At 67.4% G+C, this 22,512-nt stretch carries 25 protein-coding genes and 1 pseudogene; 15 read left to right on the forward strand and 11 right to left on the reverse strand.

What is annotated here, in order from left to right; translation table 11 throughout:
- Positions 1 to 128 precede the first annotated feature (128 nt).
- Genes hisB through hisH form a run of 3 tightly spaced genes read left to right on the forward strand, consistent with a single transcriptional unit; the run spans position 129 to position 1,897 of the window.
- On the forward strand, positions 129 to 731 hold the full coding sequence (hisB, locus tag GC150_13910) for an imidazoleglycerol-phosphate dehydratase HisB (GenBank protein MBI1385996.1): 603 nt from the start codon (positions 129 to 131) through the stop codon (positions 729 to 731).
- 33 nt (positions 732 to 764) lie between these two features.
- The gene (locus GC150_13915; GenBank protein ID MBI1385997.1) at positions 765 to 1,244 is read left to right on the forward strand and encodes a DUF2628 domain-containing protein; all 480 of its coding nucleotides are present in this window, start codon (positions 765 to 767) and stop codon (positions 1,242 to 1,244) included.
- Complete coding sequence (gene hisH / locus GC150_13920) at positions 1,244 to 1,897, forward strand: imidazole glycerol phosphate synthase subunit HisH (GenBank protein MBI1385998.1); 654 nt, start codon at positions 1,244 to 1,246, stop codon at positions 1,895 to 1,897. Before GC150_13915 ends, hisH begins: the two co-directional genes overlap by 1 nt.
- 22 nt (positions 1,898 to 1,919) lie before the next feature.
- Here hisH and GC150_13925 read toward each other — a convergent pair whose 3' ends face one another.
- On the reverse strand, positions 1,920 to 2,309 hold the full coding sequence (locus GC150_13925; protein ID MBI1385999.1) for a hypothetical protein: 390 nt from the start codon (positions 2,307 to 2,309) through the stop codon (positions 1,920 to 1,922).
- Positions 2,310 to 2,338: 29 nt separating this feature from the next.
- Between GC150_13925 and hisA the strand changes: the two genes are divergently transcribed.
- From hisA to GC150_13950, 5 genes are read left to right on the forward strand one after another with little or no spacing between them, the layout of a single operon-like run.
- The gene (gene hisA / locus GC150_13930; GenBank protein MBI1386000.1) at positions 2,339 to 3,085 is read left to right on the forward strand and encodes a 1-(5-phosphoribosyl)-5-[(5-phosphoribosylamino)methylideneamino]imidazole-4-carboxamide isomerase; all 747 of its coding nucleotides are present in this window, start codon (positions 2,339 to 2,341) and stop codon (positions 3,083 to 3,085) included.
- Complete coding sequence (locus tag GC150_13935) at positions 3,082 to 3,909, forward strand: arginase family protein (GenBank protein MBI1386001.1); 828 nt, start codon at positions 3,082 to 3,084, stop codon at positions 3,907 to 3,909. Before hisA ends, GC150_13935 begins: the two co-directional genes overlap by 4 nt.
- The gene (gene hisF / locus GC150_13940) at positions 3,906 to 4,760 is read left to right on the forward strand and encodes an imidazole glycerol phosphate synthase subunit HisF (GenBank protein ID MBI1386002.1); all 855 of its coding nucleotides are present in this window, start codon (positions 3,906 to 3,908) and stop codon (positions 4,758 to 4,760) included. Before GC150_13935 ends, hisF begins: the two co-directional genes overlap by 4 nt.
- 16 nt (positions 4,761 to 4,776) lie before the next feature.
- The gene (locus GC150_13945; GenBank protein ID MBI1386003.1) at positions 4,777 to 5,103 is read left to right on the forward strand and encodes a phosphoribosyl-ATP diphosphatase; all 327 of its coding nucleotides are present in this window, start codon (positions 4,777 to 4,779) and stop codon (positions 5,101 to 5,103) included.
- Complete coding sequence (locus GC150_13950; protein ID MBI1386004.1) at positions 5,100 to 6,122, forward strand: type I pantothenate kinase; 1,023 nt, start codon at positions 5,100 to 5,102, stop codon at positions 6,120 to 6,122. Before GC150_13945 ends, GC150_13950 begins: the two co-directional genes overlap by 4 nt.
- Before the next feature lie 94 nt (positions 6,123 to 6,216).
- Here the strand turns inward: GC150_13950 and GC150_13955 are convergent, their stop codons facing one another.
- The 3 genes from GC150_13955 to nth form a co-directional block, all read right to left on the reverse strand.
- Positions 6,217 to 7,176, reverse strand: a complete 960-nt coding sequence (locus GC150_13955) for a hypothetical protein (GenBank protein MBI1386005.1) — start codon at positions 7,174 to 7,176, stop codon at positions 6,217 to 6,219.
- A 246-nt stretch (positions 7,177 to 7,422) separates the two neighbouring features.
- Positions 7,423 to 8,580 (reverse strand): adenosine kinase, encoded by a 1,158-nt coding sequence (locus tag GC150_13960; GenBank protein ID MBI1386006.1) that lies wholly within the window; start codon positions 8,578 to 8,580, stop codon positions 7,423 to 7,425.
- Positions 8,514 to 9,221 carry an endonuclease III gene (gene nth / locus GC150_13965; GenBank protein MBI1386007.1) on the reverse strand — a complete coding sequence of 236 codons (708 nt, stop codon included), beginning with the start codon at positions 9,219 to 9,221 and terminating at the stop codon, positions 8,514 to 8,516. Before nth ends, GC150_13960 begins: the two co-directional genes overlap by 67 nt.
- A gap of 39 nt (positions 9,222 to 9,260) precedes the next feature.
- Between nth and GC150_13970 the strand changes: the two genes are divergently transcribed.
- Entirely contained in the window at positions 9,261 to 9,758 is a 498-nt protein-coding gene (locus GC150_13970) for a DUF2244 domain-containing protein (protein ID MBI1386008.1), read from the forward strand.
- A 240-nt stretch (positions 9,759 to 9,998) separates the two neighbouring features.
- Positions 9,999 to 10,871, forward strand: a complete 873-nt coding sequence (locus tag GC150_13975) for a methylated-DNA--[protein]-cysteine S-methyltransferase (GenBank protein ID MBI1386009.1) — start codon at positions 9,999 to 10,001, stop codon at positions 10,869 to 10,871.
- A 318-nt stretch (positions 10,872 to 11,189) separates the two neighbouring features.
- On the opposite strand, the gene GC150_13980 is transcribed toward GC150_13975, so the two are convergent.
- Positions 11,190 to 11,807, reverse strand: coding sequence for a 2,3-bisphosphoglycerate-dependent phosphoglycerate mutase (locus GC150_13980; GenBank protein ID MBI1386010.1), 618 nt, complete (start codon positions 11,805 to 11,807; stop codon positions 11,190 to 11,192).
- Positions 11,808 to 11,862: 55 nt separating this feature from the next.
- Positions 11,863 to 12,669 (reverse strand): 4-hydroxy-tetrahydrodipicolinate reductase, encoded by an 807-nt coding sequence (locus GC150_13985; GenBank protein ID MBI1386011.1) that lies wholly within the window; start codon positions 12,667 to 12,669, stop codon positions 11,863 to 11,865.
- A 156-nt stretch (positions 12,670 to 12,825) separates the two neighbouring features.
- On the opposite strand from GC150_13985, the pseudogene GC150_13990 reads away from it, so the two are divergent.
- Together GC150_13990 and GC150_13995 are read left to right on the forward strand one after the other, a co-directional pair.
- Positions 12,826 to 13,394 (forward strand): annotated as a pseudogene (locus GC150_13990) (orotate phosphoribosyltransferase).
- A gap of 206 nt (positions 13,395 to 13,600) precedes the next feature.
- Positions 13,601 to 14,113 (forward strand): fasciclin domain-containing protein, encoded by a 513-nt coding sequence (locus GC150_13995; protein ID MBI1386012.1) that lies wholly within the window; start codon positions 13,601 to 13,603, stop codon positions 14,111 to 14,113.
- Between the two features lie 114 nt (positions 14,114 to 14,227).
- Here GC150_13995 and GC150_14000 read toward each other — a convergent pair whose 3' ends face one another.
- The 3 genes from GC150_14000 to GC150_14010 all read right to left on the reverse strand — a co-directional run bounded on the left by GC150_14000 (position 14,228) and on the right by GC150_14010 (position 19,165).
- Entirely contained in the window at positions 14,228 to 15,790 is a 1,563-nt protein-coding gene (locus tag GC150_14000) for a gamma-glutamyltransferase (GenBank protein MBI1386013.1), read from the reverse strand.
- Positions 15,791 to 15,867: 77 nt separating this feature from the next.
- Entirely contained in the window at positions 15,868 to 16,575 is a 708-nt protein-coding gene (gene pdeM, locus GC150_14005) for a ligase-associated DNA damage response endonuclease PdeM (protein ID MBI1386014.1), read from the reverse strand.
- Positions 16,568 to 19,165: a ligase-associated DNA damage response DEXH box helicase gene (locus GC150_14010; protein ID MBI1386015.1), complete on the reverse strand. Its 2,598-nt coding sequence runs from the start codon at positions 19,163 to 19,165 to the stop codon at positions 16,568 to 16,570. Before GC150_14010 ends, pdeM begins: the two co-directional genes overlap by 8 nt.
- A 139-nt stretch (positions 19,166 to 19,304) precedes the next feature.
- On the opposite strand from GC150_14010, the gene GC150_14015 reads away from it, so the two are divergent.
- Together GC150_14015 and GC150_14020 are read left to right on the forward strand one after the other, a co-directional pair.
- Complete coding sequence (locus GC150_14015; GenBank protein ID MBI1386016.1) at positions 19,305 to 19,577, forward strand: integrase; 273 nt, start codon at positions 19,305 to 19,307, stop codon at positions 19,575 to 19,577.
- Complete coding sequence (locus tag GC150_14020) at positions 19,450 to 20,982, forward strand: MATE family efflux transporter (GenBank protein MBI1386017.1); 1,533 nt, start codon at positions 19,450 to 19,452, stop codon at positions 20,980 to 20,982. Before GC150_14015 ends, GC150_14020 begins: the two co-directional genes overlap by 128 nt.
- A gap of 126 nt (positions 20,983 to 21,108) precedes the next feature.
- On the opposite strand, the gene GC150_14025 is transcribed toward GC150_14020, so the two are convergent.
- Positions 21,109 to 21,672: a cytochrome B gene (locus GC150_14025; GenBank protein MBI1386018.1), complete on the reverse strand. Its 564-nt coding sequence runs from the start codon at positions 21,670 to 21,672 to the stop codon at positions 21,109 to 21,111.
- Complete coding sequence (locus GC150_14030) at positions 21,672 to 21,965, reverse strand: PepSY domain-containing protein (protein MBI1386019.1); 294 nt, start codon at positions 21,963 to 21,965, stop codon at positions 21,672 to 21,674. Before GC150_14030 ends, GC150_14025 begins: the two co-directional genes overlap by 1 nt.
- A gap of 175 nt (positions 21,966 to 22,140) precedes the next feature.
- Here GC150_14030 and GC150_14035 point away from each other — a divergent pair, with 175 nt between their 5' ends.
- Positions 22,141 to 22,512 carry a hypothetical protein gene (locus tag GC150_14035; protein ID MBI1386020.1) on the forward strand — a complete coding sequence of 124 codons (372 nt, stop codon included), beginning with the start codon at positions 22,141 to 22,143 and terminating at the stop codon, positions 22,510 to 22,512.

The raw sequence follows: 22,512 nt of genomic DNA on the forward strand, positions 1-22,512 counted from the left end.
AGGCGGTCGAGTTCAAGGGGCTGCCCGCAACGCTTTGCGGGCGGCGCGCGATGCTGCTAGACCGCGCACGATGGCCGTCCGGTGCGACCGGCTGTGGCGTGTGGACGTTCGGACGGGCGAGGTGGACGATGGGTGCAGCCAGAAGCGCTGAGATCACGCGCAAGACGAGGGAAACCGAGATCGCCTGCAAGATCGATCTCGATGGCAGCGGTCGTTCGAAGATCGAGACCGGGGTCGGTTTCTTCGATCACATGTTGGACCAGCTCGCGCGCCACGGTCTCATGGACATCGAGCTGACGGCCAAGGGCGATCTCCACATCGACCAGCATCACACGGTCGAGGATTGCGGCATCGTCCTCGGCCAGGCCTTTGCAAAGGCCCTCGGCGACAAGGCGGGCATCACACGCTATGCCGATGTCCACCTCGTCATGGACGAGGCGATGACGCGCGTCGCGGTGGATGTCTCCGGCAGGCCCTATCTGGTCTGGGACGTGACCTTCGGGCGCGACAAGATCGGGACCATGGACACCGAGCTCTTTCGCGAATGGTTCCAGGCCTTCGCGCAGAACGCCGGGATCACGCTGCACGTCGCCAATCTCACCGGTGAGAACAACCACCACATCGCCGAGACGTGCTTCAAGGGTTTGGCGCGGTGCCTCAGAGCGGCGGTCGCGATCGACGAGCGGCAGGCTGGTCGCGTGCCTTCGACGAAGGGCACGCTCCAGGGTTGAGCGGGGACGGAACCGGGGCGGGAGGCGGAGCGCATGAAGACGTTCACCGTTTACGAGCCGACCGGCAACGGGCGCGACGCCATGGCGCGGGCCGAGTCCTTCGTGCTGGTGAGCGAGGGGTTTTCCTGGTTCGCCTTCCTGCTCGCACCGGTCTGGGCGATCGCCAACCGGGCGTGGCTGGTGCTCGTCGGGGTCATCGCGGCGGCGATCGGGATCGAACTGCTGCTCCAAGCGATCGGTGTCGCCGAATGGGCGCGGGGCTTCGCCGGGCTGTTGGTCAGCCTGCTGATCGGCCTCGAGGCGCCGAACCTCTTGCGCTGGACCCTCGAGCGCAAGGGCTACCGTGAGGCCGGCATGGTCAGCGGCGCCGACCGGGCGCTGTGCGAGCTGCAGTTCCTCGAGGCCTGGGCCGCGGGGCTGGAGCGCGGGGGCGCTGGCCGGGAGGATGGTCCGCAGGTGTTCCGTGGCGGCCACGCCAGTGTGACGATCCAAGGCTCCGGGGTGGCCGGCTGATGGAGCGGGTGGTCATCATCGACTACGGCTCCGGCAACCTTCATTCGGCGGCCAAGGCGTTCGAGCGGGCGGCCCGCGAGAGTGGCGCGGCGGTTTCCATCGAAGTGAGTGGACGCCCGGATGCGTTGGCGCGGGCCGACCGTGTCGTGCTGCCGGGGGTCGGGGCGTTCGGCGATTGCCGCGCCGGGCTCGATGCGGTGCCGGAATTGATCGAGACGCTGGAGGCGCGCGTCATCGCGGGCGGGCGGCCTTTCCTCGGCATTTGCGTCGGTATGCAGCTCATGGCGACGCGCGGGCGTGAACATGGCGAGCACGCCGGGCTCGGCTGGATTGGCGGCGAAGTGGTCGCGATCGAGCCGGCGGACCCGGCGCTCAAGATCCCGCACATGGGCTGGAACACGCTCACGAGCCTGCGTCAGCATCCGGTGCTCGAGGGCATCGCGACCGGGCCGAACGGGCTCAACGCCTATTTCGTGCACTCGTTCCACATGCGGGTGGCGGCGCGCGGGGACGTGCTGGCCGAGACCGATTACGGCGGGCCGATCACCGCCATGGTGGCGCGCGACAACCTCGTCGGCACCCAGTTCCACCCGGAAAAAAGCCAGCGGCTCGGGCTCGCGCTCATCGCGAACTTCCTGCGCTGGCGGGTGTGAGGGGGGCTAGGCGACCGCCAACTCAACCGAAGAGGTCGAGCTGGCCGGGGATCACCCAGCGGCCGGTGCGCCGGTGGCTCTCGAACCGGGTGGTTGCGACGCGCTGCGGATAGAGGGCGGCGAAGATGCGCCGGGCGTGTTCGTAGCTCGCCGGATGGCGGCGGAACTCGATGATCTCGTAGATGCGGCGGCGGTCGACGTCGTAGCGCTCGGCGAGCCGCTGTTTCGGAAGGCCCAGCCAATGGGCGATCCAGATCACCACGGCCTGGCGGTAACCGATGCGCCGGCTCGCCCGCTGTATCACCGCCGGTCTCCCGCCAGCTGCCGCGGAGCCAGCCTCGAACGAGATGCGTTGGTCGCGCGCGGAGCCGCCGATCGGGGTGCCATCATGACCGTTCGCTGCAAGTGACAAGTGGGGCGCTCCGTGCCAAAGAGCCCGCCATGAGGCTCTATCCTGCCATAGACTTGAAAGACGGCCAATGTGTGCGCCTGCGCCAGGGCGACATGGCGGCCGCGACCGTGTTCAACGACGATCCGGCGGCGCAGGCTCGGGACTTCGAGGCGTTGGGTTTCAGCTATCTCCACATCGTCGATCTCAACGGTGCTTTCGCGGGAGCGTCCGTCAATCGGGCGGCGGTGGAGGCGATCCTCGCCACGGTGACGATGCCGGTGCAACTCGGGGGCGGCATCCGCGACATGGCCGGCATCGAGGGCTGGCTCGAGAAGGGTGTCGCGCGGGTCATCCTCGGTACCGTCGCGGTGAAGGACCCGGAATTGGTGCGTCAGGCCTGCAAGCGGTTCCCGGGGCGCGTGGCTGTCGGCATCGATGCGAGGGACGGCTTCGTTGCCGTCGAGGGGTGGGCCGAGGCGAGCACGCTCGGGGCGGTGGAGCTGGCAGCGCGTTTCGCGGATGCGGGGGTCGCCGCTATCATCTACACCGACATCGCTCGGGACGGCCTGCTCCGGGGGCTCAACTTCGCGGCGACGGCAACGCTGGCTGCCACCACGCCGATCCCGGTGATCGCCTCGGGTGGGTTCGCTTCCCTCGCCGACGTCGAAGCGCTGCTGCGTCCGGAAAACGCCAAGCTCGACGGGGCGATCGTCGGGCGCGCGCTCTATGACGGGCGCGTGGACGCGAGGGTGGCCCTGCGACTGGTGGGGGAGCGAAACCGGGGGAATCACTCATGAATTTGCCGACGGTCGCCCTCATCTACGCCTACTGGCCGAACCAGCCTTTCGGTGTCACGTGGTGTGATCTGCCGTGGGCGATCCGCTCGGCCGGCTTGCCGGAGCGGCTGACCAAGGCCGGTCACCAGGTGGTCGAAAGTGTCCTCATGGTGGAGGACGAGAGCCCGGAGGAGCTGCGCGCCGGCTTTCGGTTGGCGGGCCAGATCGCGGAGGAGGTGCGCAAGGCGCGGGCGGCCGGCGAACTGCCGGTGATCCTCTGTGGCAGCTGTGCGCTGGCGGCGGTCGGTGGGGTCGCGGGGCTCGGCGCGGACTGCGGAATCGTGTGGCTCGATGCGCATCCGGACATGAATACGCCCGAGACGACCACGAGCGCGCTGCTCGAGGGCATGGCGTTGGCGGTGGCGACGGGGACGGCTTGGCGCGCGATGGCGCGCGAGCATGCCGGGCTCGAGCCCGCGAGCCTCGGGCGGACGGTGCTGGTCGGGGCGAGAGACATCGAAAGGGCCGAGGCCGAGACGTTGCTTTCGGCCGGGGTGCCGGAGACGAAGGAGGCAGGTGTGGTCCTGGCGCGGCTCGCCGGAGCGCAACAGGTCTACGTGCATCTCGACATGGACGTGCACGATGCGCTCGCCGTGCGCAGCAATGCGTTCGCGGTGGAGGATGGGCCGGATGTCGCGACCGTCCGCGAGATCCTCACGGCCATCGACGGGCTCGGCGCGCTGGCCGTGACGGGGCTCGATCCCCAGGCCGAGGATGCCGAACGGGCACTCGAGATCGCCATCGAGCATATCGCCGCCGTGGCGGCAGGCTGGAGGGGCGAATGAGCCTCAAGGCGCGGGTCATTCCCTGCCTCGACGTGAAGGACGGGCGGGTCGTCAAGGGCGTCAATTTCGTCGATCTGGTCGATGCCGGCGATCCGGTGGAGGCTGCGGCCGCCTATGATGCGGCTGGTGCGGACGAGCCTTGCTTCCTCGACATAACCGCGAGCCAAGAGCGGCGCGGAACTCTCATCGACATCGTGCGGCGGACGGCGGAGCGTTGCTTCATGCCGCTGACCGTCGGTGGCGGCGTTAGGGCGCCCGAGGACGTCCGTACCCTTCTCAATGCCGGCGCCGACAAGGTTTCGATCAACACGGCGGCCGTCAAGGACCCGGTGATCGTCGCGCGGGCGGCGGAAAAGTTCGGTTCGCAGTGCATCGTCGTCGCCATCGACGCCAAACGCGTCGCCGGGGGTGGCGGGCAGGACGGCGGCGGCATGGCTGGTCGCTGGGAGATCTTCACGCATGGCGGACGCACGGCGACGGGGATCGATGCCGTTGAATTCGCCCGCGAGGTCGTGCGGCTCGGAGCGGGGGAAATCCTGCTCACCTCCATGGATCGGGACGGCACGCGCGCGGGATTCGATCTGGAGCTGACCCGGACGGTGGCGGAGGCGGTCGCGGTGCCCGTGATCGCCAGCGGCGGTGTCGGAACGCTCGAGCATCTCGCCGAAGGAGTTCTCGTTGGCAAGGCGAGCGCGGTGCTCGCGGCCTCGATCTTCCATTTCGGTCAGCATTCGATTGCGGAGGCCAAGCGGCACATGGCGGCTCGTGGCATCCCGGTCCGTCTCGACGGCCTGGCGGCATACGACGGTGGCCGGGTTGGCGCTGACACGGGGGTGGCACATGGTGCTTGAGGGCGAGCGAGCCGACATGGGCGCCGAAGTGCTCGTCTCGCTCGCGGCAACCATCAAGGCAAGGCGGGGGGAAGATGCTTCCCTGTCCTACACCGCGAAGCTGCTCGCGGCCGGGCCCGCGCGCTGTGCCAGGAAACTCGGCGAGGAGGCCGTGGAATTGCTCGTGGCGGCGCTCAGCGAGGACGACGAACACGTCAAAGCGGAAGCTGCCGATCTTTTGTATCACTTGCTCGTGCTGCTCGAGGCGCGCAATATCCCGCTCTCCGACGTGCTCGACGTGCTGGCGGCAAGGGCCGGCACCTCGGGGATCGCGGAAAAGGCGGCACGCAAGGCGAGCGAATGAGCAGGCGCCGCGGTTCTTCCAGAAGGCCGGACAAGATGCCGTCCCGCGTTGCGCTCGATTTTTCACCCTACTCGCGCTTCACGCGCGGAGAGTGGGCGCGACTTCGGGCGGACACGCCCATGACGCTGGACGAGGCCGACGTCGAGATGCTGGCGGGTCTCAATGTCCAACTGTCGATGGACGAGGTGATCGATATCTACCTGCCGATCTCGCGCCTCATAAACCTTTACGTCCGCGCCTCTCAGGACCTGCATTCCGTGACCTCGCTGTTCCTCGGCAAGACGAACGGCGATGCCGGTAATGTCAGGCGGAACAACCACAAGATGCCCTTCATCGTCGGGCTCGCCGGCAGTGTCGCCGTCGGCAAGAGCACGACGGCGCGCGTGCTGCAGGCGCTGCTTTCGCGTTGGCCGGACCATCCGCGGGTCGATCTGGTCACGACCGACGGCTTCCTGCTGCCAAATGCGGAGCTGGCGAGGCTCGGGCTGATGGAGCGGAAAGGTTTTCCAGAGAGTTTCGACGGCGGGCGGCTGATCAACTTCGTCGCCGACGTCAAGGCGGGGCGACCCAACGTGCTGGCACCGGTCTATTCGCATTTCGACTACGACATCATCGCGGGCGAGCACATCATCGTCGATCGACCCGATATCCTCATCGTCGAGGGCCTCAACGTCCTGCAGCCGGCCACGCTTCCGCGTGCCGGCGACGCGGTGCCGTTCGTCTCCGATTTCTTCGACTTCTCGATCTACATCGACGCCGACGAGGCGCTGATCGGGCGCTGGTACATCGAGCGGTTCCTGCGGCTCCGGGAGACGGCGTTCCGCGATCCCGCCGCTTATTTCCATCGCTATGCCCACCTCAACGACGAGGAGGCCTACGAGACGGCCAAGGGCATCTGGGAGCGGATCAACCTCAAGAACCTGGTGGAGAACATCCGGCCGACGCGCATGCGAGCCGATCTCATCCTGCGCAAGGGCGAAGGGCACCGGGTGGAAACGGTGATGCTCCGCAAGCTCTGAGACGGCGGGGGGCTCGACACAAGGGAGGCGTAAAATGCGAAAGGGCCGGCGGTTGCCGGCCCTCAGCGCTGTTCTCGGTCCGGATCGCTCGAAATCACGATCCGGATGGACGTGGACGCCTCCTTGCCCATTGCTGCTGCGCCTTCAGGATCGACAACGACATGTCGATCATGAAGGCCTGCTGCCGCAGGAAAGCCGCCAGAGGAGAGTTCTTGATGGCGGATTCGTAAACCTGGATTTGGTTCTCCACCATGCTTCCCACGGCGGCGTCGACGTCCTTGGGCAGTCTGCCGAACTGCTTCAAGAGCTGTTCGGGCTCGGAGATGAACCGCAGCAACTGGGCTGCACCGGCCGTTTTCTCGCCCGCCGCTCCGGCCGGATCACCTGCCGCCGCGCTCACCTTGCCGGAAGCGGCGAGGCGCGAGGAGGCAGGCATCGATTTGAGCGGTCGGCTGGGTAAGTGGTCCGAAGAGGACTTCTTGGCCGAACCCTTTCCGGCGGCCTTGGCGACGGTGCGCTTGGCGGGTGCACGGCCGGCCGTCGGCTTCTTGGCCGGTGCCTTGGCCGCCGCACGGGCCGGTGCCTTGGCCGCAGCCTTCGTTGCCTTGGCGGCAGGCTTCTTTGCGGCCGGGGCGGCTGCCTTGCGTGCCGGAGCGGCCTTGGCAGCCGGCTTGCGGGCGGCGGGAGCGGCGGGAGCGGGAGCCTTGGCGGCCGCCTTGCGTGCCGGAGCGGCCTTGGCTGCCTTGGCCGCAGGAGCCTTGGCGGCCACCTTGGGAGCCGCTGCCGGTTTTGCGGCCTTCTTTGCCGCCGCCGGTGCCGCCTTGCGGCGTTGCGGCTTTCCGCCCGCTGCCTTCATGAGCTTTCTCTCATCCTGGCTGAACTTGTCGCGAAGACGGCGGATCGTCGACGGGTTGGTGATTCCGGCCTTCTTGATGGCCGTGGTCGGCTTCACCTCTGGATCGGCTGCCATGATGGCCGCGATCTTCGCCAGCATTTCGCTGTCATCGATCCCCGAACCTTTGGGTCTGCCACGCTTTGCTTTCTTCTCTGCCATTTCTATTCCCCACAGAATTGATTCGACACTTGCGAGTCTGCCTTCCACCCCACTGAATATCCACATAAAAGTCGAGGAAATGCTGTGATTTGAGTTACTTGGGTCGCCCAGGCGCGATTTCTTCCGCGTCTTGGGCGAAAATGTTGCGAAAAAGCCTCGTCGACTTCGCCAGACAACCGTTCCGTCGAGAGTGTTTTCGCCAAGTATTCGTGCCTCCGTACCTCGGCGGGTCGACCGCGCGCGTGCCTAAAACTCCACTCCCTCCCGCCGGACGAGGGTGTCGAGCGGAACCTCGGGGCGGGCGCCGACGTGGCCGATGACCTCCGCCGCGGCGATCGAACCGAGCCTACCACACGTCTCCAGAGGGAGGCCGCGGCCGAGCCCGAAAATAAAGCCGGCAGCATATAAATCACCCGCGCCCGTTGTGTCGACAACTTTTCGCACGCGACCGGCGGGGATCGATATGCGACCTTCGCCCGAGACGATCACCGAGCCCTCGGCACTGCGCGTTACGACGGCGAGACGGCATTCCCCGGCCACGAGTTCGATCGCCTTGTCGAGATCGCTGGTTTGGTAGAGGGCGAGGAGTTCCTCCTGGTTGGCAAAGAGGAGATCGACACCGTCGCGGACCAGGCGGCGAAAGGCGTCTCGGTGACGGTCGACGCAGAAGACGTCGGAAAGGGAGAGCGCGACGGATCGCCCGTGCGCCTGGGCGATGCTCGCTGCGCGCTCGAAAGCGCGTTTGGCGGCTTCACGATCGAAGAGGTAACCCTCGAGGTAGGTGAAGGCCGAGGCGGCGATGACCGCGGTATCGATTTCGGTCTCCGAGAGGTGGGGGCTGATGCCGAGGAACGTATTCATGGTGCGCTGGCCGTCCGGCGTGACCAGGATGAGGCAGCGGGCGGTTCGTGCTTCGGGTTCGGGAGCGGCGGCGGTCGCAAAATGCACGCCGGTTGCCGTCAGGTCGTGGCGGAAGACCGTGCCGAAGTCGTCGTTCGCCACCTTGCCGATGAAGGCCGCCTTGCCACCGAGGGAGGCTATGCCAGCAAGCGTGTTCGCCGCGGAGCCGCCGGAGACTTCGACCGTTGGTCCCATCGCCCCGTAAATTGGGGCGATCTCGTGCTCCTCTATGAGCTTCATGCGTCCCTTGTCGAGCGAAAGGGCGGCGAGGTCCTCTTCCTCGCAGCGGGCGATGACGTCGACGATGGCGTTACCGATGCCGACGGCATCGTAGGTGGCGGGTGTGCTCATTTGCTCCTCGGGGAAAGCGGGTGGTGGATCGGAACTGGGCGGTCGCGCGAGGCGTTGCTGCTGGGGCGATATGGCTCGGCGGGGGCTCAGGGCTCGGGTGTGATGTGGGGGGCGGTCTTCGCGTCGAAGCGGCAGAGGTCGCGCACGAGGCATTCGGCGCAGCGCGGCTTGCGCGCGGTGCAGACATATCGGCCGTGGAGGATGAGCCAGTGATGGCAGTGGAGCTTGTGGCTCTCCGGCACGAGACGCTCGAGATTGCGCTCCACGGCGAGCGGATCGTCTCCGGGCGCGAGCCCCGTGCGGTTGGCGACGCGGAAGAGATGGGTGTCGACGGCGATCGTCGGCTTGCCGAAGGCGATGTTCAGGACCACATTGGCAGTCTTGCGGCCGACACCGGGGAGGCGCTCGAGGGCCTCGCGCTCTGTCGGCACCTTTCCGCCGTGTTCACGCAGCAGGATTTCGGACAGCGCGATCACATTCTTCGCCTTGGTGCGAAAAAGACCGATGGTGCGGATGTATTCGCGTAGCCGCTCCTCGCCGAGGGCGAGCATGGCAGCGGGCGTCTCCGCGATCGCAAAGAGTGGCGCGGTGGCCTTGTTCACGCTCGCGTCGGTGGCCTGTGCCGAGAGGACCACGGCGACGAGGAGTGTGAACGGATTGGTGGCGTCGAGTTCTCCCTTCGGCTCGGGATCGGCGCGGCGAAAGCGCTCGAACATCTCGAGGCGCTCGGCCGCCGTGAGCCGCGAGGGCCGGGCGCGGCGGGGGCCTTTGGAAGTACGGCGGGTCGTGTTCATTTGGGTTGCCCGGTCGAGCTACACTGGCGATAAGTAGGGATGATCGAGAACACGCTTAAAGGAAGCACTCGCGGCGGGCAAACGCGTATCCTGCTCGCGCCCAATCGCTCGCTGAGCCGGCGAGGCTTCCTGCTGCTCATGACCCTCTTCGGGGTGATTTCGTTCGCCTGCGGCGTGGCATTCGCGCTGATCGGGGCTTGGCCGGTGCTGGGATTCTTCGGTCTCGACGTGCTGATCGTCTACGTGGCGTTTCGTCTGAATTATCGGGACGGTCGCCATCTGGAGCTGATCGATATCGGCGACGAGGAGCTTTCGCTGCATGCGCTCGGATCATCGGGCGGGCGCAGGACCTGGGTTTTCAATCCTTATTGGACCCGCGTGGCGCTCGAGCCGACCTCGCCCGTCACGAACGACCTTCGGATCGGTTCGCACGGCGAGTGGATCACCTTCGGACGGTTTCTCAGCGAGGAGGAGAAGGTCGAGGTCGCCGACCTGCTCGGGGGATTACTCGCGCACCGACGCGGTTTCCGAGGGTGAGACGCGCCGACGCGTTTCGCGCTCCGTCTGGTCTCGCCGGAACGCAACCCCGGCTCTTTGCCCGTTTTCGGGTGGCCGAAGCTGTTCGCAGGTGACAATTCTGCGGGCTCGAGGCGCAGTGTCCGCGGCGCATGTCCGGCGGCCCTGCGTCGGCAGCGGTCGGGGAGATTGGACATGGCTGGCTTACGCATCGTCGAGCGGGGAGAGGACCTGGTGACGGAGCAATCGGGCGGATGGGCGATGGAGGCGCCGGATCGCGACTACGAGCGCGTGCGCCGGGCGATCGAGTTTCTCAGCGAAAACAGGCTCGATCAGCCGGAGCTCGCGGAACTGGCCGGTGTCATGGGGCTTTCGCCGACGCAATGCCAACGGCTGTTCAAGCGCTGGTGCGGGCTCAGTCCGAAGTCGTTCCTGCAAGCGATCACTGTCGACCATGCGCGCCAGCTGCTCGAGGGCTCGGCGAGCCTGCTCGATGCCAGCCTCGAGGTCGGCCTTTCGGGTCCCGGGAGATTGCACGATCTTTTCGTCGAGCACGAGGCCATGACGCCGGGGGACTACAAGCGTCGCGGCGATGGACTTCTCATCCGCTACGGGTACGCTCCGTCTCCGTTCGGAGAGTGTCTGGTGATGGCGACGGAGCGCGGGCTGTGCGGGCTGGCGTTCTGCGACGAAGCGGCGGGGGAAGGCGCCGGTCCAAACGGGCGCGTTGCAGCATTCGAGGATATGGCCCGCCGCTGGCCGGCGGCGCGCTTCCTCGAGGACGCCAGCATGGCGTCGGCTGCCGCGAGCGAGGTGTTCGGATGCGCGGGCGAGGGCCGCGAGGCGACGGTGCGCATCGTGCTCATCGGCACAGACTTCGAAATCCGCGTCTGGGAGACGCTGCTGCGAATTCCGATTGGCAGGGCCGTTACCTACAGCGACATTGCCGCGCACGTCGGCCAGCCGACGGCATCGCGGGCGGTCGGGAGTGCGGTCGGGCGCAATCCGATATCCTTCGTCGTGCCTTGCCACAGGGTGCTGCGGCGGGACGGTGGGCTCGGCGGGTATCACTGGGGGGTGACGCGCAAGCGCGCCTTGATCGGCTGGGAGCGCGGTCGGCTCGAACCCGCGTGATGCTCGGCGGCGCCGGAAATCGAGCGGCAGCCAAAAAAAGAGCGGGCGGCCATGCCGCCCGCAAGATCAGAGAAAGTCGTCACAGAACTAGAAATCCGGGATATCGTTCATCATGGCCAAGTCGAGATGACCAGAATAACGATGCAACCCGGTACACGCCCGTCCGACGCCTCCAAGGGGTGGATCGGAGGCCTCAGCACAGCAAATGAATATCGCGCGTGGCGGTGATTCGCCTAGTGATAGTGCTGAATTCGCACACAAGGCCCAAGATACGCCTGTGGATCAGGGGCACCCCGCGAGGCAATCGGGCGTTGCCCGCTAGCCCAGTTCTGCTCGCGGCGAGATCGTGCCGTCGGCCGCCAGGCGGTAGACCATCGGAACGCCGGTCGCGAGGTTGATTTCGACGATCTCTGCGGGCGAAAGGCCTTCGAGCGCCATGATGAGGGCGCGCAACGAGTTGCCGTGGGCCGCCACGATCACGCAACGCCCGTCGCGCAGTTCCGGCCTTATCGTGCCCTCATAGTAGGGCAGTACGCGCTCGGCGGTATCAGCGAGGCTTTCTCCGCCGGGCGGGGCGATATCGTAGGAACGGCGCCAGAGGTGAACCTGGTCGTCGCCCCAGCGGCGGCGCGCATCGTCCTTGTTCAGTCCGACCAACTCGCCATAGTCGCGCTCGTTGAGGGCCTCGGACCGAATGGTTCGGAGATCGGGTTGGCCGAGTTCGGCGAGTATGATCGCGAGGGTTCGCTGGGCCCGTTTCAGGGCGCTCGTGAAAGCGAGGTCGAAGCGGTAGCCCGCGGCGGCGAGCCGCACGCCGGCTGCTTTGGCCTCGGCCTCGCCCTTGGCCGTCAGGTCGACGTCCTCCCAGCCGGTAAAGAGGTTCTTCTCGTTCCAGACGCTTTGGCCATGGCGGACGAGAACAAGCGTTGCGGTCATCGGGCGGTGCTCCTGTCGGCTGGCAAATTCGGGGCGGGCGCTGTCCCAATCGGTGTCACAGGCCGAGAACGTCAACCATCGAGAACAGGCCCGGGCCGCGACCACGGCCCCAGAGCGCGGCCTTGACGGCGCCGCGCGCGTAAATCGTCCGGTCGGCCGACCGGTGCGTCAGCTCGATACGCTCGCCCTGGCCGGCAAAGACGACCGTGTGGTCGCCGACGACGGAGCCGCCGCGCAAGGTGGCAAAGCCGATGTCGCCCTCGCGGCGCGGTCCCGTATGACCATCACGCGAGCGCACGGACCGTTCGGCAAGGTCGATGCCGCGCCCCTCGGCGGCGGCGCCGCCGAGCATGAGGGCGGTACCGGACGGGGCATCGACCTTGTGGCGGTGGTGCATCTCGACGATCTCGATGTCGAAATCGGCACCGAGAGCGGCGGCCACTTGGCGGGTGAGCTGGGTCAGCAGGTTGACGCCAAGACTCATGTTGCCGGCCTTGACGATGGTGGCATGGCGGGCGGCGGCGGCGAGCGCCTTCTCGTCATCGGCCGAAAAGCCCGTGGTGCCGATGACGTGGACGATGCGGGCCTGGGCCGCGAGGCCGGCGCATGCGACGCTGGTGGCTGGACTTGTGAAGTCGATGATGCCGTCGACGTCGACGATGAGGGCGAGGGGGTCGTCTGTGACCGGAACGCCACACTCTGGCAGGCCGGCGAGGGTGGCGGCGTCCCGGCCGATCCATTCGCTGCCCGGGCGCTCGATGGCGCCGGTGAGGCGCGCGCCCGGAACGGCGTCGATGGTCTCGATGAGCTGGCGACCCATTCGGCCCGCGGCGCCGATCACGGCCAGTCGCATCTCACTCATATCGTCCTCCAAGGTTCGTCCTCTGCCTATACCAGGGCGCGCGCCGTGGTAAAGCTCAGTGCGCCGGCCATGGCCCGGTTGGTGAAGCGCGGTCAGATTGCGCGGCCAGTGGCCGGGCCTGCCTGTTCGGGGACGAAAGCGGAAGGAAATCAGGACATGCGGGACAGCGAGATCCATGCCGATGCGGCGAGGCTCGTCGAAATCATCCGGGAGCGTTCGTTCTCCCAGGGCGCCGAGGTCAAGCTCGCCTCCGGCAGAAGCTCGAACTTCTATTTCAACATGAAGCCGACGATGCTGCATCCCGAGGGGGCGACCCTCATCGGCCGTCTGGTTCTCGCCAAGTGCCAGGCACTCGGGGCCGAAATGGTGGGCGGCCTCGAGATGGGCGCGGTGCCGATCGCGACGGCGGTCGCAATCGCGAGCCATGCGGCCGGAAGCCCCCTCGAGGCCTTCTTCGTGCGCAAGGAGGCAAAGGCGCATGGAACGCGGAGCCTCATCGAAGGGCTCACCAGTGGTGGCACGATCGCCGGGCGGCGCGTCGCCATCGTCGAGGATGTGACGACGACGGGCGGCTCGGCGATGAAGGCCGTCGAGGCGGTGCGCGCGGCGGGAGCGCAAGTGGTCGGGATCGTCACCGTGGTCGATCGCAGGAAGGAGCGGCGGACGGTTTTTCGGGGGCGGGCCTGCGCTTCGAACCGGTGCTCGTGGCGGAGGCTTTCCGCTGAGGTGACGGGGCGCCCGACATTGGCGCTGTGAACCGCATATATATAGAGAGTGAAGCGGGTGCGGCTGGGTGGCTGGACGCACGGGATCCTCGATCGGGACGAGAAAGGGTGGCCGCCGATCACGAGCATGTGTCCATGTGAGAGATCCGGAGGTTGGCAAGGAGCGTAATCGGCACGTCAACAAGCCAATCTCGAAGGAGAGATGCATGAGAGTCGTTCGGCGTACGTTCGTTGCGGCTGCGATCGCAGCTGCCGCCCTGGTGCCCTTCGGGCTCGCGAATGCGGGTGGCCAGAAGGATATCGTGGACACCGCGGTTGGTGCGGGTAATTTCACTTCGCTGGTCAAGGCGGTGCAGACCGCGGGTCTCGTCGAAACGCTCAAGGGGCCGGGGCCGTTCACGGTTTTCGCTCCGACCGATGAAGCGTTCGCCAAGCTTCCGGCCAACGTGCTCGCCACGCTGCTCGACGGCAATCACAACAAGGAGCTGGCCGCTGTCCTCACCTACCACGTCATTCCTGGTAAGGTGATGAGCGCGGACATCGCCGGCAAGAAGACCGAGGCGGCGACCGTGCAGGGCGCAGCCGCGATGATCGACGCGACGGACGGGGTGAAAATCGAGGGAGCGAATGTCGTGACCGCCGATATCGAAGCCTCGAACGGCGTCATTCACGTGATCGACACGGTGATCCTGCCGCCGGCGATGCGCGGCTCGTTCTGACGTCCCGTCGTTCCTGAACCGGACGGAAAGAGCCGTAAACTCGCGGGCGCGTTCCACACGGAGCGCGCCCGCTGTCGAAATCATCCGCCGCTACAGGGTGCGCCGGTGCAAATCTCAGACGATCGAAGCGGCGCCTTCGCGGCGGGGATCGGCGAAGGCGGAGAGTTTCCCCTCTCGATCGACACGGACACCGTGGACGCCGCCGAAGAACATGTGCGGCTCTGGCCAAGCGCGCGCTTCGGGAAAGGTTTCGAGGAGGGCCGCGCGTTCGCCGCCTTCGAGGCCTTCCTCGAAGTCGGCGGTGCCACCGGTCTCGACATGGACACGTGGGGCGAGGATCGCCGGCTCGAGCGCCCGCCCGGCGATCAATTCGCACGCAACGCGCAGGATCGCGGAGCGAATCCGATTGGAGCCACCGCTTCCGAGTACGGTGCGCGCGCCCGAAGCCTCCTCGATCAGCGTCGGGCACATCATGCTGGAGAGGCGGCGATCCGGCTGCCAACCGTAGGCGCCGGAGGGATGGACGTCGGTCTCGCCGAGCATGTTGTTCAGCATGAAGCCGAGGGAGGGATGAACGAAGCCGTTCCCGGCTCCGTTCGAAAATGTGGCCGCTGCGATGGAGCCTTTGCCATCGGCAACGGAGACGTGCGTCGTGCCGAGACGGCTCGCCCTGTGGTTGGCGATGATCGCGAGGGCGGCGGCGAGGCGTTCGTCGGGCGCGGCGGGGCGCTTCGGGCCGCGGCCGGGCGACCGGCCGGAGTTGACCGCAGTCGTTGCGGCGATCTCGAGAGAGCGGTGCTGTAGAAGGGAGAGCCGGCGGGCATCGAGGGCTGGACGGTGTCGCTCCTCGGGATCGGTGGCGGCAAGAGCGAGAGGGAGAGCAACCATGGTTCCGCCCGCGGCCGGCGGCGGGTTGAGCGCCAGGGCATGGTCGCGAAAGTTCATGGCGAGCGGATCGCGGGCGATCACCCGGTAGCGGCGCAGATCATCGGGGGCGAGAAAGCCACCGGTACCCGCAACCGCTTCGACGATGATGCGGCCGAGTTCTCCCCGGCGATAGAAATCCGCGCCTTCAATGGCGAGATTGTCGAGCACGTCGGCATAGGCCGGGCTGCGAAACAGCTCCCCCTTGGAAAGGAGGCGTTCCTGGGGGGCGAAAAGTGCTCGGGCGCCCGGGGTCGCCGTGACGATCGGGGCGATGATCGCGAGCACGGAGCTTTGAAAGGAGGAAAGCCGGACACCTTCTCGTGCCGCCATGGCGGCCGGCTCGACGAGCCGTGCGAGGGGCAGCGTTCCGAGGCGTTCGTGGATGGCAAAGAAGCCTTCGAGGAAGCCGGGTGTCGCGGTGGTGCCGTTGCCGATGTGGAAAGTCTGGCTGGCGGTCGTGAAATCGGCTTCGACGGGGCGGAAATCAGCAAGGGCTTCCTCTTCGCTCGCGGGTGCGCGTCGCGGCGTCTGGACGAAGAAATCGAGGATCCCTGCCCGCGGGCGAGCGGTCGGACGAAGGAGGGCGAAGCCGCCGCCGGCGGGTGAGGCGAGAAGCGGTTCGGCAACGGTTGCGACCAACATGGCTGCGAGCAGGGCGTCGAAAGCGTTGCCGCCCTCGCGCAGGACTTCGGCCGCTGCTTCCGTCGTCATGGCGTGGCCGGAGGCAATGGCGCCGCGCCGCGATTTCATGTCCGCTCTTCCACGTCGGTTCGCCGCTCCCCTCGCCTCGTTCGGCAGGCTCCACGTCGCCCGTCGTCCGCCCGCTGTCAATCCTCGCGCAGTAGGCGCGTCGCGACCGGATAGACGTCGTTCTGGCCCAGCATCCACACCTTCAGCGGTGCGTTCCCGAGGACGGGTGTGAAAGCCGGGTCGAGGACGTTGAGTCCGCCCGTGAAGCTGCCGAACGCAGGCATGATCAGGCGGCGGCCGTCGGAGACGAAACAAGGCCGGCGAACCAGGCTGCGGTTGATTTCGACGCGGGCCGCGGGATGGAGATGACCGGAAATCTCGAGGGTTGCCGGGCCGGAGCGCGGCGCGTGGCGAAGCTTCAGTCCGCCGAGCGTTGCCTCCGCGAGCACCTCGCCGCCGAGTGTGGCGGGTATTTCCGGGTCATGGTTGCCGGTGATCCATATCCAGCGGCGCCGGGCCTGAAGTGAGTGCAGCGCCAACAGGTCGTCGCTGGCGATGCGCTCGAGGGCGCCGCTGTCATGAAAACTGTCGCCGAGCGCCACCACGATCGAGGGCGAGAGCCGGCGCAGCACGTCCTCGAGGCGCAACAAGGTGTCGCGGGTGTCATAGGGCGGCAAGAAGCGGCCCGCCGGGGCGAACGAACTCGCCTTCTCGAGGTGCAGGTCGGCGAAGATGAGGGCATCGCTCGCCGCGCAATGGAGCGCGCCGGATGCGTCGGCCCGCAGGGTTCGTCCCGCGATCGCGATATCGCATCCAAGGTTTCCGCCGCCAGCAACCTCAATCATCGCCCTCGACCGACGCATCATCGTCAACGCCACGGGTCACCTCCTCGCTCAACGCCGCGGCCGCTTGCCGCAGCAACTCGTCGCGAGCCTCACCGGAAACCGATTCGCGTCCCACTTCCAGCATGATCGGAACCGAGAGCGGCGAGATTTCCCCGAGAGCCACATGCCGGATGTGTCCCTCGATGCGGGTCAGGAAGTCGTTCAGCCGGCCGAGGTCGAGGAGGCCCGTGGCCGCATCCGCCCAGGCCGCTTCGATCAGGATGTGGTCCGGCTCGTGGCGGCGCAGGACGTCATAGACGAGGTCGGTGGAGAGGACCATCTGGCGCCCGGATTTCTCGCGGCCCGGATGACGGCGCTCGATGAGGCCGGCGATGACCGCGCAAATGTGGAAGGTGCGGCGCATGATGCTGGAGCGCGCGAGCCAGTCCTCGAGGTCGTCGCCGAGCATGTCGACAGCGAAGATCGCGTCGAGGGCGAGTTCGCCACGGGCGGTCATGGCGCCGAGGTCGCCGAGGCACCAGACGCCGAGGGCATAGTCCGTCGCCACGAAGCCGAGTGGGCGGGCGCCGGCGCGCTCGAGGCGGCGGGTGACGAGAACGCCGAGCGTCTGGTGCGCGAGGCGGCCCTCGAAGGGGTAGCAGACGAGATAGTGGCGACCGCCGCGCGGGAAGGTTTCGACCAGCACCTCGCCCGGGCCCGGCAGCAGGGAGCGCTGGCGCTGGAGGTCCAGCCAGTGGCGGACCTGGTCCGGCAGGCCCGCCCAACGCGTCTGGTCGGCGAGCATGGCGCGAACGCGCTCGGCCAGCGAGGTCGTCAATGGGAATTTTCCACCCTGGTAGGTCGGGATCATGACGTTGCCGGCCGTGGTCCGGCTGGCGATGGCTTCGGTGCCAACGAGGCCTTCGAAGCGCAGGATCTCGCCGGCGAATGCGAAGGTGTCGCCCGGGGTGAGCTGGCTGATGAACCACTCGTCGACCTCGCCGAGGACGCGGCCGCCGTACGCCCGAAGCGTGGCGCCGGGCTCGCCGGGTCGCCCGGGAGCGCCGCCAGCATGACCCTTGCGGATGCGGCCGAGGCGGACCTTGAACATCGGGGCATCGACGATGGTGCCCATGTTCATGCGGTACTGCTGGGCAAAGCGCGGGTGCGAGAGCCGCAGGCGGCCGTCCGGCAGGGGGCGCAGCTTGGCGAACCGATCGTAGGTCGAAAGCGCGTAGCCGCCGGTCCCAACGAAGGCGACGACACGGTCGAACTGGGCGCGGGTGACACACGAATAGGGCAGTGCGCTGGTGATCTCGGCAAAGAGGTCGGCCGGGTCGAACGGGCCGGCGCAGGCCATGCCGAGGACATGCTGGGCCAGGACGTCGAGGGTGCCCTTGCGCTCGAGGATGGTGTCCTGGGCGCCCTCCTCGGCCGCCTCGAGCGCGGCGCGGCATTCCAGAACCTCGAAGCGGTTGGCCGGCACGAGGAGGGCCGACGAGGGCTCGTCCATGCGGTGGTTGGCGCGGCCGATGCGCTGGAGGAGGCGGCTCGAGCCCTTCGGTGCGCCGACATGGACGACGAGGTCGACGTCGCCCCAGTCGATGCCGAGGTCGAGGGTCGAGGTGCAGACGACGGCGCGCAGCTTACCGGCCGCCATGGCCGCCTCGACCTTGCGGCGCTGGCCGACGTCGAGCGAGCCGTGGTGAAGGGCGATGGGCAGGCCGTCCTCGTTCTCCTCCCAGAGGCCTTGGAAATCCATCTCGGCCTGGCTGCGCGTGTTGACGAAGACGAGGGCGAGGCGGTGGCGGGCGATTTCGCGGTAGACATCGGCGAAGGCATAGCGGGCGGAGTGGCCGGACCAGGGCAGGCGTTCGCCGGATTCGAGGATGCGGATGGCGGGGCGTGTGCCGCCGTCGGCGTGGACGATGTCGGCGAGGCGGATGTGGGCGGGCTCCTCGGCGGGTCGTTGCGGCTCGAGGTAGGCGGCAAGTTCGCTCGGACGGGCGACGGTCGCCGAGAGGCCGAAGGCCGTGGCGTCCGGGGCGAGCCGTCGCAGACGCGCGAGATCGAGGGCGAGGAGGTCGCCGCGCTTGGAGCCGGCCAGGGCGTGCAATTCGTCGAGGACGATGGCGCGCAGGTCCGCAAAAAAGCGCTCCATGTCCGGTTGGGCGAGCAGCAGGGCGACCTGCTCGGGGGTGGTCAGGAGGATGTCGGGCGGCGTGCGGGTCTGGCGGGCGCGGCGCGAATGGGGGGTGTCGCCGGTGCGCGTTTCGAGACGGACGGGCAGCGCCATTTCGGCGACGGGGCCCGAAAGGTTGCGGGCGATGTCGACGGTGAGGGCCTTCAAGGGCGAGACGTAGAGCGTGTGGAGGCCGCGCCCGGCGCGGCCGGCGGCGAGTTCGAGGAGGCTCGGCAGGAAGCCGGCGAGGGTCTTGCCGGCGCCGGTCGGGGCGATGAGGAGGGTGTTGCGGCGCTCACGCCAGCGGTCGAGCATGGCGAGCTGATGCTCGCGCGGCTGCCAGCCCCGGCCAGCGAACCAGCCGCCGAAGGGGTCGGGCAGCGTGGGCGGCGGTGGCCGGCGGGTGCGCTTTCCGGTCCTGTCGGTCATCGATGGGGCGTCCAACGGGCCCGGCTCCGGAAAGGGTCGGTTGGCCAGCTACTCATGGGCCGGATGACGTGCTAGGGGACGGGCGGTCGAGGCGCCCGGGAGCCCGGCCAGCCGACACGAACCGGCGCGGAGTGAGGCAATGGAAAGTTTCTTCGGCGGCCGGCCGCTCATGGTGCTGCTCAAGCTGGTCGTCATCTCGATCATCGTCGGCATCGTTTTGGCGGCGCTGAACCTCGATGCCGTGGCGATCATTCGCGGCATTCGCGATCTCGCAGAGCGCATCTATGCCATGGGGTTCGATGCCGTCGAGTGGGTGCTGCAGTACTTCCTGCTCGGGGCGATCATCGTGTTCCCCATCTGGCTCATTGCCCGGCTCCTGCGGATCGGCAGTGGCGGGTCGCGCAACGGTTAGCGCGGTGTCGGAGAGGGCCGGCGGAGAGGTCGTCGCGCCGGAACGGGGTGCGGAGCGGCATATCGCGGCGGGGCCGAGCCACGGCCAAGTGCTGCGGGTCGCCGTTCCGATCGTCATTGCCAACGCCACCACGGCGCTGCTCGGCATCGTCGACACCGCCATCGTCGGACAATTGGGACCCGCGCACCTCATCGGCGGCGTCGCGTTCGGGGCGCTCATCCTCGAATTCCTCTTCTGGGGTTTCGGCTTCCTCAGGATGGGGACGACCGGCCTCACGGCGCAGGCGGACGGTGCCGGGGACGCGGGCGAGGTGCGTTCCGTGCTGGCACGCGCGGTGGTGATCGGGGTCTGCTTCGGCGCCATGCTCTCGCTCCTGCAGCTGCCGATCCGCTGGACGGCACTCGCCATTCTACCGGGTTCGCAGGCCGTGGAGGCGGCAGCCGCCACGTATTTCGACATTCGGATCTGGTTCGCGCCCGTCACGCTCGCCAACTTCGCCGTGCTCGGGTGGCTCATCGGGCTCGGGCGCAGCGATCTCGCCCTGTTGCGACAACTGGTGATGAACGCGGCCAACATCGCCATCAGTGTTTATCTGGTGGTCGGGCTCGGTTGGGGCATCGCGGGTGTCGCCATCGGCACCGTGCTCGCCGAAGTGCTCGCCCTCCTCGTCGGGCTCGGGTTCGCCGGGCGGATCATCGGTCGGGACGGCGCCGACTGGTCGCTGGCGCGCCTTTTCGATCGCCGCGCCGTGGTCAAGCTGGCCGGCGTCAGCTCCGACATCATGGTGCGCACGGTGCTCGTGGTCTTCGCGTTCAATTTCTTCACAGCGCAGAGTGCGCGCGGCGGCGATGTCACTCTCGCGGCGAATGCCGTGCTCATGCATTTCGCGTCGATCGCCAACGCGTTGCTCGACGGATTCGCCTTTGCCGCCGAGCGCTTCGTCGGCCATGAGATCGGCGGTGGCCGGCGCGATGGGCTGGCCCGGGCGATCCGCCGGACGGCGTTCTGGTCGGTGGCGATGGGGGCGGCGATGAGCGCCCTTTTCCTCGCCTTCGGCGGGCTCGTGGTGGATCTGCTGACGGTCAGCCCCGACGTGCGCGTTCAGGCGCGGGCTTTTCTCTTCTGGGCCGCCATGGTGCCGCTGATCGGGGCAGCGGCCATCCATCTCGATGGCGTCTTCATCGGTGCGACGCGGACGCGCGACATGCGCAACATGATGGCGGTGAGCGTTGCCATTTTCCTTGCCGCCTGGGCGATCCTCGTGCCGCTGCTCGGCAACCATGGCCTCTGGGCTTCGCTCTGGGTGTTTTTCCTTGCGCGGGCGATCAGCCTCTGGAGCCGGCTGGGCTCGCTCGAGATCGGGATCGGGGCGCGGCTCGGCAGCGGCGGCCCGAACGAAGGGTAGGGGGCGCCATGGGCGGTCACGCGCGGCGGACCTGGCCGGATGTCGTTCTCCGGGAGCGTCGCAGGGCCGCAACCGTTCGAAGGTCCTGGCCCTGCGATTGCCGGTCTCGGCACGGGTGCCTCGGGATCAGGCGCGCTTGCGACCCGTGATCATGGCCTTCACCAGGTTCTCGCCGTGGCTGAGACTGGCGTAGAGGACGCCGGCGACGTGGAGCGCCACCAGGGCGAGCAGGCCATTGGCCGCCAGCTCGTGGACTTCCTCGAGCCAGTCCACGCCCGAGAACTGGTCCAAAGTCATCATCCATCCCGTGCCCGAGACCACGACGAGGCCGAAGAGAAGCGCGACGATCATTGCGGCCCCAGCGGGGTTGTGTTGGAGACAACGGGCCTCGCGGCGGCGAAGCATGTCACCGAGGTAGGCAAGTGTCGTCGCCGGGCCGCGAACGAAGGAGGCAAAGCGCGCGTTGCGCGTGCCGACCAAACCCCAGACGATGCGCACGACCACCAGCCCGGCCACGGCGTAGCCCGCCCATTCATGGGCGGCGTCCCATTCGTCCGCCGTCAACCATGCGACCGTGAAGGCCGCAACCAAGCTCCAGTGAAAGAGCCGGACGACCGGGTCCCAGACTTGGACCTCCGGCGGTGCCACCGCACCGCCGGTATCGGCCGCCTTCGAGGTCGAGAGGGCCATCAGTCGTCAACCTCGCTGGAAATGATCTCCATCGTGACCGGATGGACGTTGACCTCGCGGCGTGCGCCTTGCCGATCGCGCGCATAGGCCTCGTAGCAGCCATCGTCGACCTTCACGCGCACGACCGAGTAGCCCTGGGCCTCGAGTGCCGCCTTGACGTCATCGGCCGAGCGCCACTCCGCACGCGATGTGCGCGGGCAGTCGTCGTCGTCACTGGCCGCTGCCGGCGCTGCTCCAGCAATGGTCGTGGCGATGGCGATCACTGCGAGCCGAGTGACATATGAGCGTGTCATGATATTCTCCCTGTTCCTGACCAGCCGGTGCGGTCCGGCATGGCGGGAGACGTACCAGTCGCCACGTGACAGACCGCTGAGTGGTCCTGTCAGCTCTCAGCAAGGCAGATGTCAGCGATCTGTCAGGCTCGGTCACTTATGGTAGCTGGTCGAACCGCGGCCGAACCTCTCAAAGATGAGCCTCAACCGTCGATACCTGCTCGCATTCCTGGCGCTGGCGTCGGCCCTGCCGGGGCTTGCGTTTGCCGATGACGAGGACGACCATCGTCGGCGTCGCGACGACGATGACGACGATGACGACGATGACGACGATGACGACGATGCCGATGATGCCTACGAGGCGCTTCGGGCCGGGAACATTCTTTCGCTGCGAGAGATTCTGGCGAAGGTCGAAGAGGATCATCCCGGCGAGATTATCGGCGTCGAGTTCGAATGGGATGACGGCGTGCCGGTCTACGAATTGAAGCTGCTGACGCCCGCGGGCCACTTCAAGGAGCTTCATGTCGATGCGCGCAACGGTGTCGTGCTCGATCAGGAGAATGACTGA

This window comes from Hyphomicrobiales bacterium, assembly GCA_016125495.1.
Lineage (GTDB): Bacteria > Pseudomonadota > Alphaproteobacteria > Rhizobiales > RI-29 > RI-29.

Coding starts and splice junctions, on each gene's coding strand:
- hisB (MBI1385996.1), top strand. CDS start 129: ATGGGTGCAGCCAGAAGCGCTGAGATCACGCGCAAGACGAGGGAAACC.
- GC150_13915 (MBI1385997.1), top strand. CDS start 765: ATGAAGACGTTCACCGTTTACGAGCCGACCGGCAACGGGCGCGACGCC.
- hisH (MBI1385998.1), top strand. CDS start 1,244: ATGGAGCGGGTGGTCATCATCGACTACGGCTCCGGCAACCTTCATTCG.
- hisA (MBI1386000.1), top strand. CDS start 2,339: ATGAGGCTCTATCCTGCCATAGACTTGAAAGACGGCCAATGTGTGCGC.
- GC150_13935 (MBI1386001.1), top strand. CDS start 3,082: ATGAATTTGCCGACGGTCGCCCTCATCTACGCCTACTGGCCGAACCAG.
- hisF (MBI1386002.1), top strand. CDS start 3,906: ATGAGCCTCAAGGCGCGGGTCATTCCCTGCCTCGACGTGAAGGACGGG.
- GC150_13945 (MBI1386003.1), top strand. CDS start 4,777: ATGGGCGCCGAAGTGCTCGTCTCGCTCGCGGCAACCATCAAGGCAAGG.
- GC150_13950 (MBI1386004.1), top strand. CDS start 5,100: ATGAGCAGGCGCCGCGGTTCTTCCAGAAGGCCGGACAAGATGCCGTCC.
- GC150_13955 (MBI1386005.1), bottom strand. CDS start 7,176: ATGGCAGAGAAGAAAGCAAAGCGTGGCAGACCCAAAGGTTCGGGGATC.
- GC150_13960 (MBI1386006.1), bottom strand. CDS start 8,580: ATGCCTCGTGCGCGACCTCTGCCGCTTCGACGCGAAGACCGCCCCCCA.
- nth (MBI1386007.1), bottom strand. CDS start 9,221: ATGAACACGACCCGCCGTACTTCCAAAGGCCCCCGCCGCGCCCGGCCC.
- GC150_13970 (MBI1386008.1), top strand. CDS start 9,261: ATGATCGAGAACACGCTTAAAGGAAGCACTCGCGGCGGGCAAACGCGT.
- GC150_13975 (MBI1386009.1), top strand. CDS start 9,999: ATGGAGGCGCCGGATCGCGACTACGAGCGCGTGCGCCGGGCGATCGAG.
- GC150_13980 (MBI1386010.1), bottom strand. CDS start 11,807: ATGACCGCAACGCTTGTTCTCGTCCGCCATGGCCAAAGCGTCTGGAAC.
- GC150_13985 (MBI1386011.1), bottom strand. CDS start 12,669: ATGAGTGAGATGCGACTGGCCGTGATCGGCGCCGCGGGCCGAATGGGT.
- GC150_13995 (MBI1386012.1), top strand. CDS start 13,601: ATGAGAGTCGTTCGGCGTACGTTCGTTGCGGCTGCGATCGCAGCTGCC.
- GC150_14000 (MBI1386013.1), bottom strand. CDS start 15,790: ATGAAATCGCGGCGCGGCGCCATTGCCTCCGGCCACGCCATGACGACG.
- pdeM (MBI1386014.1), bottom strand. CDS start 16,575: ATGATTGAGGTTGCTGGCGGCGGAAACCTTGGATGCGATATCGCGATC.
- GC150_14010 (MBI1386015.1), bottom strand. CDS start 19,165: ATGACCGACAGGACCGGAAAGCGCACCCGCCGGCCACCGCCGCCCACG.
- GC150_14015 (MBI1386016.1), top strand. CDS start 19,305: ATGGAAAGTTTCTTCGGCGGCCGGCCGCTCATGGTGCTGCTCAAGCTG.
- GC150_14020 (MBI1386017.1), top strand. CDS start 19,450: ATGCCATGGGGTTCGATGCCGTCGAGTGGGTGCTGCAGTACTTCCTGC.
- GC150_14025 (MBI1386018.1), bottom strand. CDS start 21,672: ATGGCCCTCTCGACCTCGAAGGCGGCCGATACCGGCGGTGCGGTGGCA.
- GC150_14030 (MBI1386019.1), bottom strand. CDS start 21,965: ATGACACGCTCATATGTCACTCGGCTCGCAGTGATCGCCATCGCCACG.
- GC150_14035 (MBI1386020.1), top strand. CDS start 22,141: ATGAGCCTCAACCGTCGATACCTGCTCGCATTCCTGGCGCTGGCGTCG.